Genomic DNA, 16,224 nt, shown 5'->3' with positions numbered 1-16,224 from the left:
CCCCAGCGGCTTTTGCTCTGCGTTCTCACTATTCGAAAGGGAACAACCATTACTTCATAGCGACGCCTTAATCAAAAACCGCTGGACGCATTCTGAGGAGGTCACTTATTAATGCGGATTGGTATTAATCATCACCTCAAAAAATAATCAGCTCTAGCGCTTCTTGTTAATCTAAATCATCGACGGTCGATTTATGTTCAGGAGCAAGCGATGTTAGATAATTTGTTTTCAATGCAGGGAAAGGTCTGTGTAGTGACTGGGGGCTCGCGTGGGCTGGGCGCGTTTATGGCACAGGGCTTCCTCGAAGCGGGTGCTAAGCGTGTTTATATTACTGCACGTAAGGCAGAGGCTTGTTTAGCCGCTGCCGAGGAGCTTAGTCAATTTGGTGAGTGCGTGGCGTTAGTGGGTGATGTTGCTACTAGCGAGGGGGTTATGGCACTCGTTAAGCAGCTCAATGAACGTGAACAGCATATTGATGTGTTGGTAAATAATGCCGGTACGGCATGGGGCGCGCCATTTGGGCAGTTTCCAGAAAAAGGGTGGGACAAAGTCATGGACTTAAACGTGAAAAGCCCATTCTTTTTAACCCAAGCACTCACTCCGCTACTAGAGAAAAATGCGACAAAAGACAATACCTCCGCAGTGATTAACATCGGCTCTATCGCTGGGATCGTGGGCAATGGCTTAGATAACTACAGTTATGCTGTATCAAAGTCGGCTATTCATCAACTAACGCGCGTTTTGGCCAAAGAATTAGTCGATAAACATATTCGCGTTAATGCAATTGCACCGGGGCGTTTTTACTCAAAAATGACGGAATTCTTAAGTGAAGATAAAGAAGCTTTCGAAGAGGAGTTGCAGTCAATTCCTATGCGTCGCTGGGGTGAATCGACGGATATTGCAGGTGTTGCCTTGATGTTGGCGAGCAAAGCTGGCGCGTTTATGACTGGGCAGATATTGCCAGTCGATGGCGGTACCACCTTAGTAAACTAAGCGTACATAGTGAAAATAAAAAAGGGCTAACACTTTAGCCCTTTAATCTTTTGAATGTATTTACTGGCTGCTATTTACTGACAGCTATTTACGAGTAGCGCGTAGCATCCATGACGTTTTTTCATGTATACGCATGCGATCAGAAACCAGCGCCGCGCTTGATTCATCTTCAGCATCTTGAGCTAGTTTTAAAACAGCACGAGATGTTTTCACCACTTGCTCGTGACCTTTAGTAAGTAAGTCAACCATTTCTGATGCTTCGGGCACACCATCAACTTCTTTGATTGAACTTAACTTTGCAAATTCTTTATAAGTACCAGGTGCTGCAACATCCAAAGTACGAATGCGCTCGGCAATATCGTCTACCGCTGTTGCCAGTTCGGTATACTGCTCTTCAAACATCAAATGCAGTTCGCGAAATAGAGGGCCTGTCACGTTCCAGTGGAAATTATGGGTTTGTAGATACAAGGTGTAAGAATCCGCTAATAGTGCTTTTAACCCGTCAGCGATTTTTATTCTGTTTGTCTCATTGATACCAATATCGATGGTCGTCATGTCTATCTCCCTAAACTCTGTAATTGAAAGGAACGGAAATTTAACTAATACGTTCAATGATATGTGTCGGTAACCAAGGAATTACAAGGGGGAAATGAAAATAATACTATTCTAGTTGAATAAATGAGCACTCAGCGAGAGTGTAAATGGGCTTAAACAAGGCGCATGACCGTTAAGTCATACGATGCGAGCACTCTTGAAGCTCGTCTTACAGGAATGCGTCAGGAGCTTTTGCTCAGGGCTTTTACTATTTAAAAGCGCTCACAATTTAAAAGCTGTCACTATTTGAAAGAGAACAAGCATTACTAGATACACCTTAATCAAAAACCGCTGCGCGCATTCTGAGGCGCATTTATTACTGCGGATCCAACGCCAAATAGCGCACAGGGATAATTAATTTCAGTGACTAACACATTTATGTGTCATTTTTATGAACAAAAAATCGTCAGCCATTGTATAATTGAACTCCTAGGAGTTTTGATATGCATTTGTTACGTTGGTCTGAGCTGACCGTTCTATTTTTATGTACCCCTCTGTTAATTTTGTTTCTTGTTTCTGACTACGATACTTGGTTAATGCCATTACTTATTTTAATGGGGGGCTATTGCTTACTGTTGTTATGGAAAGACGTTGATTTCAAACGTTTTCGCTTATGGCACACTGATGATTTTTGGCAACATTTTGGCGCCACCCTTAAGGTGTTTGTGCCTTGCGCAATCGCACTGGCAATACTTGTCTATTATTTTGCGCCGCAGATATTGTTTAAGTTACCCAGAGAAGATTTGCAGTTTTGGTTAATTACCTTGGCAATTTATCCTATCGTGTCGGTTATTCCTCAAGAGGTGATATTTCGTACCTTCTTTTTTCATCGATACAAGCGGATTATTCCTTCGAAGAATATGCGCTGGGCCTTGAGTACCATTAGTTTCTCTTTGGCTCATGTGGTGTATGGGAACTGGATAGCGGTCGGTCTGTCTTGTATCGGAGGCATTCTATTTGGTTATCGATACATGCAAACACGCTCAACACTTGTGGTAGTGGTAGAGCACTCTCTGTGGGGATCTTATTTATTTACCCTAGGCGTTGGGGTGTTTTTACTGACCCAGAATATTTAATGGAATTAGTATAACTGTGGGCTTTGAGAGCAAGTTAGCATCTAGCACTGCAGGTATACCCTGTTAATAACCTGTATATAAAATGAGTTTCACTTGTTAAGTTGGGGCCTGTTTTAAACTCGATTTTTAGATTTTGTACGATTTTACCGCAAAGAAACCGCATTTTATCGACTTATAGTGACATTTTCTTAACAAACGCTATATCATCCGCAACCTAATTTTTTGATACTCTCGTCGGTATAACTGACGAGGTGTTGATTTGTAAAGAGATCCTATGAACTTAAATAAAATTCTTCTAGCGGCAGGTTTAAGCTGTTTATCTTTGAACACGTTGGCTGCAGCTTTTCAATTATCTGAACACAGTGCGTCTGGTCTAGGGCGAGCCTTTGCTGGCGATGCAGCGATTGCTGAAAATGCCTCAGTTGTGGCGCGTAACCCAGCGTTGATGTCACAATTTAGTGAAAATCAATTGTCAGTGGTAGGTACGTACATCGTGCCAGATGTAAGTTTGACCGGAGAAAGCGCCCCGGTGTATTCAAATGCCTCATCACTTGATGACGACAGCATTGCTCCTGAAGCGTTCGTGCCTGCTGCATACTATGTTATGCCAATTGACGACAAATTCGCTGTTGGTTTTGGTTTGTTTTCAAATTTCGGCCTTTCTACTGAGTTTGATGAAGATTACGCAGCTGGCCAATTGGCGGGTAAAACTGAAATTGTTACCGTTAACTTTAACACCAGTGTGTCATACAAGGTTAATGAGCAGTTGACTATTGCTGGTGGACTTAACGCTGTTTACGCTGATGCAACGATTACTCGTCACTTGGGTGATTTAAGTAACGGTTTGGCTGCCCAAGGTCTCATTTTCCCAGCAAGTACTACCGCACTTGATTTGGAAGGTGATGACTATGGATACGGTTATAACCTTGGTGTTGCATATGACTTAGATGAAAACTCGCGCTTTGGTTTTCATTATCGTAGCAAAGTCGATATTACATTTGACGGCACGTATAGCAACGAGCTACCTCTGATCCCTGGGGTATTTGATAACGGACAATCTGGAGAGGTTCAGCCAGGAACGGTAGAACTAGAGTTGCCTGCTATTGCGGAATTTTCAGGAAGTCACAAGTTAGATGAAAAATGGGGCCTACACTATAGTGTTATGTGGACGGACTGGAGCAGTTTTGAACGCCTAGAGGCATTCGTACCCAGTCAAGACGAGGCTGTCTTCGAAAAAGAAGAAAACTTCTCTGATAGTTTCCGCTATGCAATTGGTGCTGATTATCAGTTAAACGCGAAAGTGAAATTACGTGCCGGCATCGCTTACGATGAAACCCCGACTGATTCACAATTATTGTCTATCTCGATCCCTGATACTAACCGTTTGTGGTTAAGTGCGGGTGCAAACTATTCACTTAATGATAGCTCGTCTATTGATTTGGGATTGAGTGTAATACGTGGTCAAGACCGTACTTTTACTGAAGCTGATGATGCTGGTGGCGTATGGGAATTCAGTAGTGAAGGCAATGCATTTATCTTCGCAGCCCAGTACAACTACGCATTCTAATTTACAAAATTAGCTGTTATAAAATTTGATTAAAACCGGTTAGGAGTGGCTATTTCTAACCGGTTTTTTTGTTAGGCGAGTATTACCAATAGCGCGCCAATCAGTATCAGACCAAGTCCCACCTTATCGGTGCCTGTTAACCGTTCTTTGAACCATTTAGCCGATATTAAGAGCGTAAAAAATATCTCTACTTGACCTAAGGTTTTTACTAAGGCAACCGTTTCTAAGCTCATGGCGGTAAACCAACCTATAGAGCCCACAAAGCTGCAAAAGCTGATGATGAAGACCAACTTGGGCCTTTGGCATAATGCGCGCAGCGTGTCAGGGTTGCGCACCAGTAACCAAAGCAACAACACTAGGGTTTGTACCAGTAACACCCAAAATAAAACATAGGATGCGCTTTGCAAAAAGGGCAGGCCCGTCATTAAGCTTGCCTCGCGCACCCATAAGGTGGTGAGTGCAAAACATAGCCCACTGGCTAAACCTAACAATAATGTTGGCCAAGAAATATTCCGCATGCCTTTTGGCACGCTCATTAACCAAACGGCGACGCCGCCAACGAGCACTCCACCCCAGGCCATGGGAGTTAGTGGCGCAGCGAATAGTAGGGCTCCTAGCACCGCAGCGATCACGGCTTCACTTTTTGCTAAGCCGACGCCTAATGCATAATTTCGTAAGCGAAATAGCTTAACCATAAAAGCCGTGGCAAATATCTGTGAAATAGCCGCTAGTGTGATGATGATATAAAAGTTAAACCCTAAATGAGGAATAGGGGTATCACCATGCTTGAACAGTATGAACGCATAAATTGCAGCCATAGGAACAGCCAGAATAAAACGTGACAGGGTCACGCCCATGGTATCTACATCTGTGCTTAGGCGCTTTTGAAAAGCGTTGCGCCATGACTGCATAAAAGCAGCCATAAGGGTAAACGGGATCCACAAACTCATGTTATTGCCTTACACTTATATCTTCACGGGCAATGCCGAGTTCAGGGAGTCGACCCATCTTGATGAATGATGAGTCGATGTTTAAGGCGCTTCAAATAGATTTAACGCCGGATGAGTAGGTTAGTACGTTTATACTGAAAAGGGATATTTAATTGCTGGATGGTGTTCATAACCCTCAATGTTGAAGTCATCCATGGTGACCCAGGTTTCTAAATCTTTTAACGATTTAATATCAGGATTAATAATCAATTTTGGCATACCGAGAGGTTCGCGTTTTAATTGCACGTCGCGCATCAGCGCTAATTGGTCTTCATAAATATGTGCATTAACGATTTTGTGGTACGCCTTTCCGGCTTTTTTGCCAGTAATTTGCGCCACAATAGCGAGTAAAAAATAAACCTGAACCATGTTAAAGTTCAGGCCCAGAGGTACGTCACAGCTGCGCTGAGTGCTGTTTAAATATAAGGTGTCCTCGAGCAAAGAAAAGTGGTGACTGTACATACACGGGCGTAAGCAGCCCATATGAAAAGCACCTGGGTGATAAAAGGTGAATATCTCGCCTCTATCATCAATGCCGTTTTTTAAGTCGTGTATAATTTTTGCCAGTAAATCGATACTGCCGCCATCTGGTTTCGGGAAATTGCGTCCAATTTTTCCGTAAATTAGACCGCAGTCATCTTCGCCCCTGCGGTGAGGGTTATCTAACCAAGCTTGGTTTTGATTAGCGTTGGCGTCCCACGTCGAAGTGCCTATTTTTCTAAAATCGGCGGCGTTATCGTAGCCGCGAATATAGCCAATCATTTCAGCGATCGCTGATTTATAGAAACTCTTGCGGGTAGTAACCAAAGGAAACTCACCCTTTGCCACATTATAAGTGAGATCGGCGTTGATCACAGTGAGACATTTTTTACCGGTTCTTTCGTTATTGACCCACACGCCCTCATCAACGATGCGCTGGCATAAATCGAGATATTGCTTCATTTCGTTTAGCGACCACTCAAATAAAAATTCGGCTAGAATTCTATCAGACTTATTGGCATTTTTTGAGGATTTAACGGGGCCAAATTTGACGGTATTGCACTAAGGTCTGCTTGTAGATAGAGCTGATTCCCTCTAAGCTTAGAAAGCTAGTGTCACATGCCATCACTCGATACGATAATACCAATTAGGTTCTTCTCCTCACGCATAAACAACGGAATTGAAATTAATATGACCACTTCAGTCCTTATTTGTGATGACTCTGGCTTTGCCCGAAGACAGATGGCGAGATCCATCCCCGATGGTTGGGATGTGGATATTCACTTTGCCGAAAATGGTAAAGAAGCAATAAGCGCTATTAAGCAAGGCAAAGCAGACGTCATGTTTTTAGATCTTAATATGCCAGTCATGGATGGTTATCAAACCATGCAAATTGTTAAGGAGCAGGATTTACCTACCTTAGTGATTGTTGTTTCTGGGGATGTACAGCCAGAAGCACATAAAAAGATGCTGAGTTTAGGGGTTATTGCATTTATCGCTAAACCTATTGATAACCAAAAGTTATGCGAAATATTACGCCAATATGGTTTGTATACCGGTGAGGCAACGTCACAAGGGCGCAGTCAGAAAGTACCGGTTGTTGAGCCCCGTAGCCAAAAATCTGAGCTTGACGCCTATCGGGAGATGGCGAACGTAGCGATGGGCAGAGCAGGCGAGCAAGTTGCTAAGTTATTAGGCGAGTTCATTCAATTACCCATTCCCAATGTGAACTTGATTACTAACAACGAATTGCATATGGCGATTTCAGATGTAAAAAGTAGTGATAGTTTGTCAGCTGTTTCTCATGGTTTTATTGGGGCTGGTATCAATGGCGAGGCGCTTGTCATTTTCAATGATGCAAATTTTTCTACTATGGGGAAATTGCTGAAATACCATCACAAAAGCACAAAAGAGGAATACGAGTTAGAAGTGTTAATGGACATTTCTAATATTCTTGTAGGGGCCTGTGTAAATGCGCTCTCGGAACAACTTCATGTGTCATTTAGCCACAATCACCCCATTATTTTAGGCCGTCATTGTGATATAGATCAGGTGCTTGAGACGAATAGTCAGCGCTGGGACAAAATTCTAGCGATTGAAATTGCCTACGCTATTAGCTCACAAGACATTCAGTTTGATTTGCTACTCTTATTTCCTGGTAACGCCATGGAGTTAGTGTACGAGAAACTAGTGAAACACACACATTAGGAGTCGTGTCTGTGCAAGATATGAAAGATTTAGCTGAAATGCACTGGAAGCATGATTTACTCGGTTCTATCGAAGTTGGGATTGTGGTTGTTGACCGTCATTATCAAGTTCAAGTGTGGAACTTGTTTATGGAAAACCACAGTAACATTGCGCCAAGTGCAATCCGCGACAAGTCGCTTTTTGAGCATTTTCCTGAAATTGATGAGACCTGGTTGCGGGCCAAAGCAGAGCCCGTTTTTTCATTAAAGAGCCCAGTCTTCGTCATCTGGGAGCAGCGACCTTATTTATTTCGTTTTGGTGCAAATAGACCCATTACCTCGCCTTCTCAGTTTATGTATCAAAACATCACGATATTTCCACTTGCTTCATTATCAGGGCAAGTCGATCAGGTGTGTATTGTGGTGTATGACGTAACCGACCAAGCTGTAAGCAAGCAAGCGGTGGATAATTTAAACGATGAATTACAGCGTTTGAGTCGGGTTGATGGTTTAACCGGAATTTATAATCGCCGCTATTGGGAAGAGCAATTCGACCGCGAATTTAAGCGTAATCTTAGAACCCCTGGCGAGTCATCGGTTATCATGCTTGATATCGATCACTTTAAAAAAATTAACGATAACTATGGTCACCCCGCAGGCGATGAAGTGATACGCCAATTGGCACAATTAATCGAAGATGTTTCCAGAGAAACGGATATTTGCGGCCGCTACGGCGGAGAAGAATTTGCCATTTTATTGCCTGATACTGCATCTGCAAATGTCATGGTTCTTGCTCAGCGGATCCGCGCATCCGTCGAAAAGCTTAAAATAGAGTATGAACAGCACACTATTTCCTTTACAGTCAGCTTAGGGATCGCGCAATTTAACACTGCATTTGGACAACACATACAGTGGCTAGAAGAAGCGGATAAAGCCCTCTATCAAGCGAAAAAAAATGGGCGTAATCAAGTGATTATTGCTGGAAGTTAACCGATTAAATCACCGCATAATTATAAGAATATCTAGTTGTTATGAATAATAAAACGTTACGCCAGGCGTTGTTAAATAAGCGTATGCTTATTTGTATTTGCACTGGTTTCTCCTCTGGTTTACCCCTGTATTTACTGATCCAATTTGTTCCTGCTTGGCTCCGCTCTGCAGATATTGATTTGTCGACAATTGGCCTAATTAATTTGGTTCTGTTTCCCTACACGTGGAAGTTCATTTGGTCTCCGGTAATGGACCGCTTTGTTGTACCTGTGCTTGGAAGACGCAGGGGGTGGATGTTTATCACACAAATAGCGCTTATTGTGCTGATGAGTATGCTGTCTTTTTACGACCCCGCGACAGACATCAGCCACATCATTGTGATTGTTGCAGCCATTGCATTCTTCAGTGCCAGTCAAGACATCGTCATTGATGCGTATCGCCGTGAGTTACTTCCTGATGATGAGCTAGGTGCAGGTAATGGGTTTTATGCCCAAGCTTATCGCATTTCGTCATTTGTACCTGGTTCGTTAGCCATGATTTTGGCTGGGTTCTACCCTTGGTCAGTGGCACATTTGAGTATTGCTGCCTTTATGCTGGTGGGCTTAGTAACGACCCTAATGATCAAAGAAACCTCTAAAGCAGGAGAGGAGCCGCAAACTCTTCGCTCTGCTGTTGTTGAGCCTTTTGTTGAATTCTTCCAGCGTCAAGGTTGGCAGCAAGCGGTGCTTATCTTGTTGTTCATTATGTTTTATAAATTGGGCGATAGTATGGCCACTGCCCTAGAAACCCCCTTCTTTTTAGATATGGGGTTTTCTACCGTCGAGATAGGTTCTATCGCTAAAATAGCCAAAACAATTGGCGCCACTGCAGGTACTATTCTGGGTGGCATCGCCATGATTAAATTAGGAATAAATCGTAGTCTGTGGGTTTTTGGGGTCTTCCAGCTTATTTCGATTTTGGGTTATGTAATGCTGTCAATGGTGGGCTACAACCACTTAGTCTTGGCGATCGCCAGTGGCTTTGAGTATTTTGGCGTCGGATTAGGGTCGGTTGCATTGATTGCATTTATGGCCAAATCAACCAATCGCCATTTTACTGCGACCCAGTTTGCCCTGTTTTCGAGTATTGCTGCGGTACCACGCACCTTTGTCAGTGCGACCACGGGGTACGTAATCGAAGCTGTGGGTTACACCCAGTTTTTCTTGATTTGTTTCGTGTGTGCCATTCCAGGAATGTTGATGCTACTTAAAATCGCACCATGGAATGAAAAGAAAGTGGATGATGCGCAACCTTAGCCGGTTAGGTTAAGGTCTTGCGCCTGAGTATTCGAAGGGGAACGGGTATTCTTCTTGGCTTTCTAAGAAGTTAACACACAAATCTAAGTCGTTGCGCAGGGTGCTGTCTTCGCGAAGATTCTGCTCAGGCCAAAAATGTAACTGGTGTAGAACGTACCAAAACACCCGCTCTCGCTGTGAACTGGGTTGATCTGCTAAGTGACTCACCTGAGACCATTCTTCCATTGTGTCCCAAAAATACAGATCTAATTCTTTGTATACGATACGGTCATTCCAAAATGCTCGAACAAAATATGCAAGTTGTTGAGACTTAATATTTAAAAAATTTTGGACGCTTATCACTGCCTAATAACCTCGTACTCTTAAGTAGAATTAGCCAAAAGTATAGTGATTTGAATGCGTTTTGTTTAATGAATATACAAAAAATAGTGTGCTTTTCTGTTATCCGATTGAAATATAAGGTGTTTTATATGGATACTACAAGGGCGGGAATTAACTTACCATCCCAAATAATGTAACCATCCGTAGATTTCCTTGCTGACAAACTCACTGTCAGATTGGGTGTTGAATGTGTGGGTGAGATGGCGCTGGCGGTAATCTAATTTCAGGTTTTTGTGAGAGCTGTTTTTACGTTCCAAGGCACTCATTAGTCCCCAGTTATTATCATGGTTAGAATAAATATCGAGCAATGGCATTGGGGTATTCGCTGTATAACTTGCGATCAGGGCATTTAAATTTCGTTGAGGCCAGAATGCGCTGATCGCGACAAACGCATCTGGGCTAGGAATTTGTTCCTCAGCGTACATTTTAATCATCCAAGCGGCGCTGGTGCCTTGGGCGATAACCAAGCGAAACCCAGAGTAGTTTTGAGCGCGCTGCATGACAGCTGATACTCGTTCTCGAAGCTCTTGTTCATGCAGTAAGAAGTGAGCATTACTGATGCGATGTAACTGATATTGTGGAGAGCTAGGGGTGGATGAAGAAGCAGTGGTTGCCTGGTCATTAGCTGATGAATCAACTTGTGATGCACTATCGTTTGCTTGGCCCTCAGATTGTGCTTCGCTTTTTGAGTCGTCGGCGAGATCCGGTTCAAAGCCCACGGTCGGTGGGGAGATTTGCATGGTCACCCAGCCCAAATTATTCAAATATTGAGTTAGCATAGCGAGATTTTGTTGACTGGCAGGCGGGCGACCAGACTCGCCGATTAATACTGCCACACCGTACAAATTGGCAGTGGTGTTTAACGATTCAACTAAAGGAACAGCAGTGTTATTAACCTCAAGTATTTTAGCTTGGTCAGGGAAAAGCTGACGTTGCACATCAGTCAGTGTGCTGGCATCAGCAGAACGACTAGCCAGAAGCATGCAAAACACAAGCACACATCCCGTTAGGGCTGCGTGAAGGTCCAATAATCTAGCAATATTCTTAATGTGCTGCTTGTTCATTCATGCTGCGTGGCAATGAGTCATTCTCTTTTATCGGGCGCGGTGAAGGGTAACTTTAATGTGACTGCGAAACTTTAATGTAACTGCGAAACTAAAAGGGAACAGGCGCACTTAATTCTAGAGGGAGCTCAGTGACTGGATGAGTGAAACCTAGGGTCTGGGCGTGTAACTGTAAGCGCTTAGCCATTGTTAGCGCATCGCTATGAGCATAAAGCCTATCACCTAGTATAGGGTGACCTAAGCTCAGCATATGTACACGTAGTTGGTGAGAGCGCCCAGTGACAGGGGTGAGCTCCATACGTGTACTGTTGTCATTTCGTTCTAACACGCGCCAATGGGTTAATGAAGGTTTCCCTCTTTGCTGACAGACCATTTGTTTAGGCCTATTTGGCCAGTCACATATTAAAGGTAAATCTACGCTGCCCCGTTCGCCGCTTACCTCTCCATAGACTCTAGCAATATACGTTTTGCGGGTTTGCCTGAGCTCAAACTGTCTTGATAACTGGCGATGGGTGTCTTTATCAAGGGCCATCACCAATAAACCTGAGGTGGCCATATCGAGTCGATGTACAATTTTTGCTGTGGGATAAACCCGCTGTACTCGAAGCTCTAAGCTGTCTTTATGTTCAAGGGCTTTGCCTGGCACAGTCAATAAACCACTGGGTTTATTGAGCACCAGTAAGTGTTCATCCTTAAACACAATATTGAGATAAGGCCGCATAGGCGGCGCGTAATTCACTATGGCCATGAACTTAGTTCACCTTAGGGGTTATTCACTATCAATCTGATGGCTTCTAGGTTAACCCTAGCTTCACTAATAACCTGCTTCAAGTCGTCAATTTGTTGTTGAAGGTGCTCAATTTCTTCATCACGAATTGATGGGTTCACTTTTTGTAAGCTTTGCATGCGCTTTAATTCACCGCCAAGCAACGACTTCATTTGCTTTTGGCATTGCTTACGTACCTTTTCAGCATCTTGCTCGCCTTGGTTTTGTGCAACCACTAACGCTTTGGTCAACTGAGGCGTTAAGGCTTTGATCAGTTGATTACCCATTTTGCCGCGCACTTTGTCTAGCTTGGTAAATTGCTTTTCGACTACGCTATTGGTGGTATCAACACAGATTTTAATCGGTGTTGGTGGCAAGAAGCGATCAAGTTGTAGTGACTTTTCTGCTTTGCCTGACAATACGAATAAACACTCTAGCCAATAAGCTCCTGCTGGTAGAGATTTATCTTCGCCTAGTGCAACTGAACTCTTGCCGGTGATTTCCGTGGTGACGGTCTCCATGGCGTGTTGCACCATAGGGTGATCCCAGCTGAAGAAGTTCACATGCTCTAATCGGGTCGCGGTGGTGCGCTCGTACGTAATCGTCATGCCTTCTTCATCAAGCCCAGGTAACGTGGCTACCATGGTCTCTGTGGGGCGCAAAATGTAGCAACTTTCATCTTTGTCTTCTTGAGCAAGACCGAGAGTGTCAAACAAGCGGGTCATGAATAACTCAAGAGTAGGAGAGTCTTCTGCGCTAAGGATTTCTTTTTGCAGTTTTTCCACTTTGCCCTTACCCGAGGAATTAAGCTCAAGAAGCTTGTCGCGCCCTTGCTCTAAACGCTCTTTGAGCTGCCTGTGAAGGCTTGCGGTTTGGTTGATCAGGTTTTCGCTGGCCGCAAAATCTGTAGGGAACATTAAACAACTATGTAACAGCTCTTGGGTTTCTTCGTATACCGTCATTCCCGTTGGGCAGGTTTGCTCAAAGGCATTTAGCCCTTGATGGTACCAATCAAGCAGAACTTGTTGAGCACTCATATCAAAATACGGCACATGGATACATACGTCGTGAGTTTGACCAATACGATCAAGACGACCGATACGCTGCTCAAGCAAATCAGGCACTTGAGGTAAATCGAACAACACCAAGTGATGGGCAAACTGGAAGTTGCGCCCTTCGCTGCCTATTTCGCTACAAATGAGGACTTGGGCGCCTTCTTCTGTTTGAGCAAAGTAATTTGCTGCTTTATCTCGTTCTACTATGCCCATGCCCTCATGAAACACAGTTGCGCGGGTGCCCGCCTTAACGCGTAATACTTCAGCTAGCTGCAATGCTGTAGCTGCATTGGCACAAATAGTGAGGACTTTTTCCCCTTTGAGTTCCTGCAGTTTTTCGATGAACCAATCCACTCTTGGGTCAATGTTAAACCAGCTATTGACCATGTCAGGATTACGCTCAGGGGTTAAATGCAAGGTCAAGTTGGTTGGGTCTTCATCTTGAGCGGCAATATATTCTTCTGGCTGTTCTAGGCTATAGCTGAATAATTTACGATCTGGGAAACCACTGACCCCAGCTCGGCTGTTGCGGAACAACAAACGGCCAGTACCGTGGCGGTCTAACAGATTGTGTAATAACTGTGTTTTCTGTCGTGTGGACATGCCATTGATGTCACCCAAATCTTCGTCTTTAGCAAAAGATTCAATCGCGGTGATGTTTTCAGGGCTAAGCGTTTCGCCCGACATCAAAGGAGAAATCGCTTGCGCCAATGTGCTGTATTGTTGCTCTTCTTTGACAAAACTTTGGTAATCATGGAAACGCGCAGGGTCAAGCAAGCGCAGGCGGGCAAAGTGGCTTTCGTGACCTAGCTGATCAGGGGTTGCAGTCAATAACAACACACCTTTTGTCACTTGAGCTAACCCTTGAACGACTTGGTATTCTTGAGAGGGCTGCCCTTCGCTCCATATAAGGTGATGGGCTTCATCGACCACCATTAAATCCCAAGGGGCTTGCATAGCCAGCTCATAATAACGGCTGTTGTGGGTTAGAAAGTCGAGACTGCAAATAACCAGTTGTTCAGATTCAAACGGATTACCGCTTTCACCTGACATAGCGCTGCAGCGCTCTTCATCAAAAATAGAAAATGCCAAGTTAACACGGCGCAACATTTCTACCAGCCATTGATGCACCAAGCTAGATGGTACAACAATCAATACCCGCTCAGCACGGGCTGTCAGTAACTGTTGGTGAATAATCAACGCAGCCTCAATGGTTTTACCTAAACCCACTTCATCAGCCAGCAAAACCCGCGGTGCGAAGCGGCGGCCAACTTCGGCTGCAATGTGTAACTGATGAGGAATGAGGTCAACGCGGGCGCCCACGAAGCCTAGTAGCGATGAGGTGCTATGGCTGTATTGGTGATTCAAGCACTGCTCGCGTAAATCAAACCATTTTGGGTGGTCAAACTGACCGGCAAATAAGCGCTGTTCAGGTTGATTGAGCTGAAAGTGATGGTCAATAAAGGTTTCTTTTAAGACGACATCTTCTTCGGTGTCATGACGTACGCCGGTATAGGTCAACATATCATTGTGTTCGCTGACGCTGGTGATTTTCATTTCCCAGCCTTCGTGGCTGGTAATATTGTCGCCCTCGCCAAACGTAATACGCGTAAGCGGGGCGCTTTGCTTGGCATAAACTCGGCTGTCTCCGGTCGCTGGAAACAACAGGCTGACCGCGCGGTTATCAACGGATACCACTGTACCTAAGCCAAGTTCTGTTTGGGTATCGCTTAGCCAACGTTGACCAAGTGCGAATGAGTGTTTTTGCGCCATAGAGTGTCTCCCAACAGTGTATGCATAACTGGCTTTTTGATGCGGGCGGAATAATTTCGGCGCGCATTGTATACCAATACTGGTTTGGGATGGAGGTCAATCCACCTTCTTATAAACATAATGTGCTTAAAAGCGACTAACCCAAGCTTTCAAGGGAAAATTCGTTAATATTTGCTCGTGTTTTAACCAATTCATTCACATAAACGTCATATAATAAAATTAGATGAATAAGGAGCAAAAGTGGTTTATTGTTTCAGTAACAGATGGCCAATCACAGCTAAGTGAAACACCCAATTGGCTGTTTATTGGTGATTTGTATTGCAGTGCCTTTTACTCAAACGGAGTGACGAATGCCAGAAAAAAAAGCGTTAGATACAAGAATTTACGTACTCGATACCAATATCCTCCTGCACGAACCCCTCGCCTTTTTATCATTCAAAGAACATGACGTTGTCGTACCCATGACGGTTCTTGAAGAGCTCGATTACATTAAAGACAGTAAAAAAGACGTTGCTCGTGATGCCCGCGTGTCGATTCGCGCTATGGAAGATTTGTTACATGACGCCACGCCAGAGCAACTCATGGAAGGCGTTACCATGCAGGGAATAGGCGTCGGGGAAACAGCGCCAACAGGTAGTCTATCAATATTTGTCGATCATGCTTTACCTGCTGACCAGCACGTCTTTACCAGTGATGAAAACGACAATCGTATCATCAACACTGCACTGCATCTGCAAGCTCAATATCATCCACGACAAGTCACTTTAGTGACCAAAGATATCAACATGCGGCTCAAAGCCAAAGGCGCAGGATTAGCCCATGTAGAAGACTATAGAACGGATCAGCTAGTCAGTGATATCAAATATTTATCGAAGGGGTTTCATCGTTTCAACGGTGATTTTTGGAATGAAGTCACCGCCGTCGATAGTCGCACTGAAGGCCGCGATACCATTCACACTCTGGCCAGAGAAGTGTTACCTGAAGCGTATGTTAACGAGTATTTGCTGGATGACACCGAGCATTTCGCTGGCTTGGTGGAATCTGTATCTGAGAAAGAAATCGATGTACTCGATTTAGGCTACGAACGCTTAATGGGTCGCCGCGCATGGGGAATTACGCCTAAAAATATCGGCCAAGCTATGGCGTTTCACTCATTGCTTGACCCGCATATCGACTTGGTCATTTTAACCGGCCCTGCAGGCAGCGGTAAAACCTTGCTCGCATTGGCTGCTGCGCTAGAAATGGTGGTCGAAAAAAACATGTACGACAAGATCATTGTTACGCGCAGCACTCCAGAAATTGCCGAGTCGATTGGCTTTTTACCTGGCACTGAAGAGGAAAAAATGGCCCCTTGGTTAGCGGCCATTACTGACTCTTTAGAGGTGTTACACAAGAACGATGAAAACGTGAAAGGCTCTATGAGTTACATCATGGAAAAAGCCAATATTCAGTTTAAGTCAGTTAACTTTATGCGCGGTCGAAGCATTCAAAATGCGATTGTAATTTTAGATGAATC

At 44.2% G+C, this 16,224-nt stretch carries 14 protein-coding genes; 7 read left to right on the top strand and 7 right to left on the bottom strand.

The window, feature by feature from the left end; translation table 11 throughout:
• Positions 1-210: 210 nt before the first annotated feature.
• On the top strand, positions 211-993 hold the full coding sequence (locus tag GCHA_RS04245) for an SDR family oxidoreductase (protein WP_007985419.1): 783 nt from the start codon (positions 211-213) through the stop codon (positions 991-993).
• Between the two features lie 84 nt (positions 994-1,077).
• Here GCHA_RS04245 and GCHA_RS04240 read toward each other — a convergent pair whose 3' ends face one another.
• On the bottom strand, positions 1,078-1,548 hold the full coding sequence (locus GCHA_RS04240) for a Dps family protein (protein ID WP_007985417.1): 471 nt from the start codon (positions 1,546-1,548) through the stop codon (positions 1,078-1,080).
• A gap of 482 nt (positions 1,549-2,030) precedes the next feature.
• Here GCHA_RS04240 and GCHA_RS04235 point away from each other — a divergent pair, with 482 nt between their 5' ends.
• Positions 2,031-2,663 carry a CPBP family intramembrane glutamic endopeptidase gene (locus tag GCHA_RS04235; protein ID WP_007985415.1) on the top strand — a complete coding sequence of 211 codons (633 nt, stop codon included), beginning with the start codon at positions 2,031-2,033 and terminating at the stop codon, positions 2,661-2,663.
• 274 nt (positions 2,664-2,937) lie between these two features.
• Complete coding sequence (locus GCHA_RS04230; protein WP_007985413.1) at positions 2,938-4,230, top strand: outer membrane protein transport protein; 1,293 nt, start codon at positions 2,938-2,940, stop codon at positions 4,228-4,230.
• A 71-nt stretch (positions 4,231-4,301) separates the two neighbouring features.
• Here GCHA_RS04230 and GCHA_RS04225 read toward each other — a convergent pair whose 3' ends face one another.
• Together GCHA_RS04225 and GCHA_RS04220 are read right to left on the bottom strand one after the other, a co-directional pair.
• Entirely contained in the window at positions 4,302-5,180 is an 879-nt protein-coding gene (locus tag GCHA_RS04225) for an EamA family transporter (protein WP_007985411.1), read from the bottom strand.
• 129 nt (positions 5,181-5,309) lie between these two features.
• Positions 5,310-6,161, bottom strand: a complete 852-nt coding sequence (locus tag GCHA_RS04220; RefSeq protein WP_007985409.1) for a thymidylate synthase — start codon at positions 6,159-6,161, stop codon at positions 5,310-5,312.
• A 228-nt stretch (positions 6,162-6,389) separates the two neighbouring features.
• Between GCHA_RS04220 and GCHA_RS04215 the strand changes: the two genes are divergently transcribed.
• The 3 genes from GCHA_RS04215 to GCHA_RS04205 are packed head-to-tail and all read left to right on the top strand — an operon-like array spanning position 6,390 to position 9,669.
• Entirely contained in the window at positions 6,390-7,406 is a 1,017-nt protein-coding gene (locus GCHA_RS04215; RefSeq protein ID WP_007985407.1) for a response regulator, read from the top strand.
• An 11-nt stretch (positions 7,407-7,417) separates the two neighbouring features.
• On the top strand, positions 7,418-8,374 hold the full coding sequence (locus GCHA_RS04210; protein ID WP_007985406.1) for a GGDEF domain-containing protein: 957 nt from the start codon (positions 7,418-7,420) through the stop codon (positions 8,372-8,374).
• Between the two features lie 41 nt (positions 8,375-8,415).
• A complete protein-coding gene (locus GCHA_RS04205; RefSeq protein ID WP_007985405.1) occupies positions 8,416-9,669 on the top strand; it encodes an AmpG family muropeptide MFS transporter in 1,254 nt (417 codons plus the stop codon).
• A 9-nt stretch (positions 9,670-9,678) separates the two neighbouring features.
• On the opposite strand, the gene GCHA_RS23150 is transcribed toward GCHA_RS04205, so the two are convergent.
• The 4 genes from GCHA_RS23150 to rapA all read right to left on the bottom strand — a co-directional run bounded on the left by GCHA_RS23150 (position 9,679) and on the right by rapA (position 14,708).
• A complete protein-coding gene (locus tag GCHA_RS23150) occupies positions 9,679-10,011 on the bottom strand; it encodes a hypothetical protein (protein WP_013754771.1) in 333 nt (110 codons plus the stop codon).
• Positions 10,012-10,166: 155 nt separating this feature from the next.
• Positions 10,167-11,114 (bottom strand): DUF3530 family protein, encoded by a 948-nt coding sequence (locus GCHA_RS04195; RefSeq protein WP_153810700.1) that lies wholly within the window; start codon positions 11,112-11,114, stop codon positions 10,167-10,169.
• A 91-nt stretch (positions 11,115-11,205) separates the two neighbouring features.
• On the bottom strand, positions 11,206-11,862 hold the full coding sequence (rluA, locus tag GCHA_RS04190) for a bifunctional tRNA pseudouridine(32) synthase/23S rRNA pseudouridine(746) synthase RluA (RefSeq protein ID WP_007985399.1): 657 nt from the start codon (positions 11,860-11,862) through the stop codon (positions 11,206-11,208).
• Between the two features lie 14 nt (positions 11,863-11,876).
• Positions 11,877-14,708, bottom strand: a complete 2,832-nt coding sequence (rapA, locus tag GCHA_RS04185) for an RNA polymerase-associated protein RapA (protein WP_007985397.1) — start codon at positions 14,706-14,708, stop codon at positions 11,877-11,879.
• Between the two features lie 350 nt (positions 14,709-15,058).
• Between rapA and GCHA_RS04180 the strand changes: the two genes are divergently transcribed.
• Positions 15,059-16,224, top strand: a 1,166-nt coding sequence (locus GCHA_RS04180) for a PhoH family protein (protein ID WP_039992051.1), incomplete at its 3' end; no start/stop codon positions are given.

This window comes from Paraglaciecola chathamensis S18K6, assembly GCA_000314955.1.
GTDB classification, from domain to species: domain Bacteria; phylum Pseudomonadota; class Gammaproteobacteria; order Enterobacterales; family Alteromonadaceae; genus Paraglaciecola; species Paraglaciecola chathamensis.
Note: the sequence above shows the minus strand (reverse complement) of the source record. Positions and strands in the feature narration are given on the sequence as shown.

What these genes read in the sequence shown, in the direction of transcription:
- GCHA_RS04245 (WP_007985419.1), top strand. Translation starts at nt 211, where the DNA reads ATGTTAGATAATTTGTTTTCAATGCAGGGAAAGGTCTGTGTAGTGACT.
- GCHA_RS04240 (WP_007985417.1), bottom strand. Translation starts at nt 1,548, where the DNA reads ATGACGACCATCGATATTGGTATCAATGAGACAAACAGAATAAAAATC.
- GCHA_RS04235 (WP_007985415.1), top strand. Translation starts at nt 2,031, where the DNA reads ATGCATTTGTTACGTTGGTCTGAGCTGACCGTTCTATTTTTATGTACC.
- GCHA_RS04230 (WP_007985413.1), top strand. Translation starts at nt 2,938, where the DNA reads ATGAACTTAAATAAAATTCTTCTAGCGGCAGGTTTAAGCTGTTTATCT.
- GCHA_RS04225 (WP_007985411.1), bottom strand. Translation starts at nt 5,180, where the DNA reads ATGAGTTTGTGGATCCCGTTTACCCTTATGGCTGCTTTTATGCAGTCA.
- GCHA_RS04220 (WP_007985409.1), bottom strand. Translation starts at nt 6,161, where the DNA reads ATGAAGCAATATCTCGATTTATGCCAGCGCATCGTTGATGAGGGCGTG.
- GCHA_RS04215 (WP_007985407.1), top strand. Translation starts at nt 6,390, where the DNA reads ATGACCACTTCAGTCCTTATTTGTGATGACTCTGGCTTTGCCCGAAGA.
- GCHA_RS04205 (WP_007985405.1), top strand. Translation starts at nt 8,416, where the DNA reads ATGAATAATAAAACGTTACGCCAGGCGTTGTTAAATAAGCGTATGCTT.
- GCHA_RS04195 (WP_153810700.1), bottom strand. Translation starts at nt 11,114, where the DNA reads ATGAACAAGCAGCACATTAAGAATATTGCTAGATTATTGGACCTTCAC.
- rluA (WP_007985399.1), bottom strand. Translation starts at nt 11,862, where the DNA reads ATGGCCATAGTGAATTACGCGCCGCCTATGCGGCCTTATCTCAATATT.
- rapA (WP_007985397.1), bottom strand. Translation starts at nt 14,708, where the DNA reads ATGGCGCAAAAACACTCATTCGCACTTGGTCAACGTTGGCTAAGCGAT.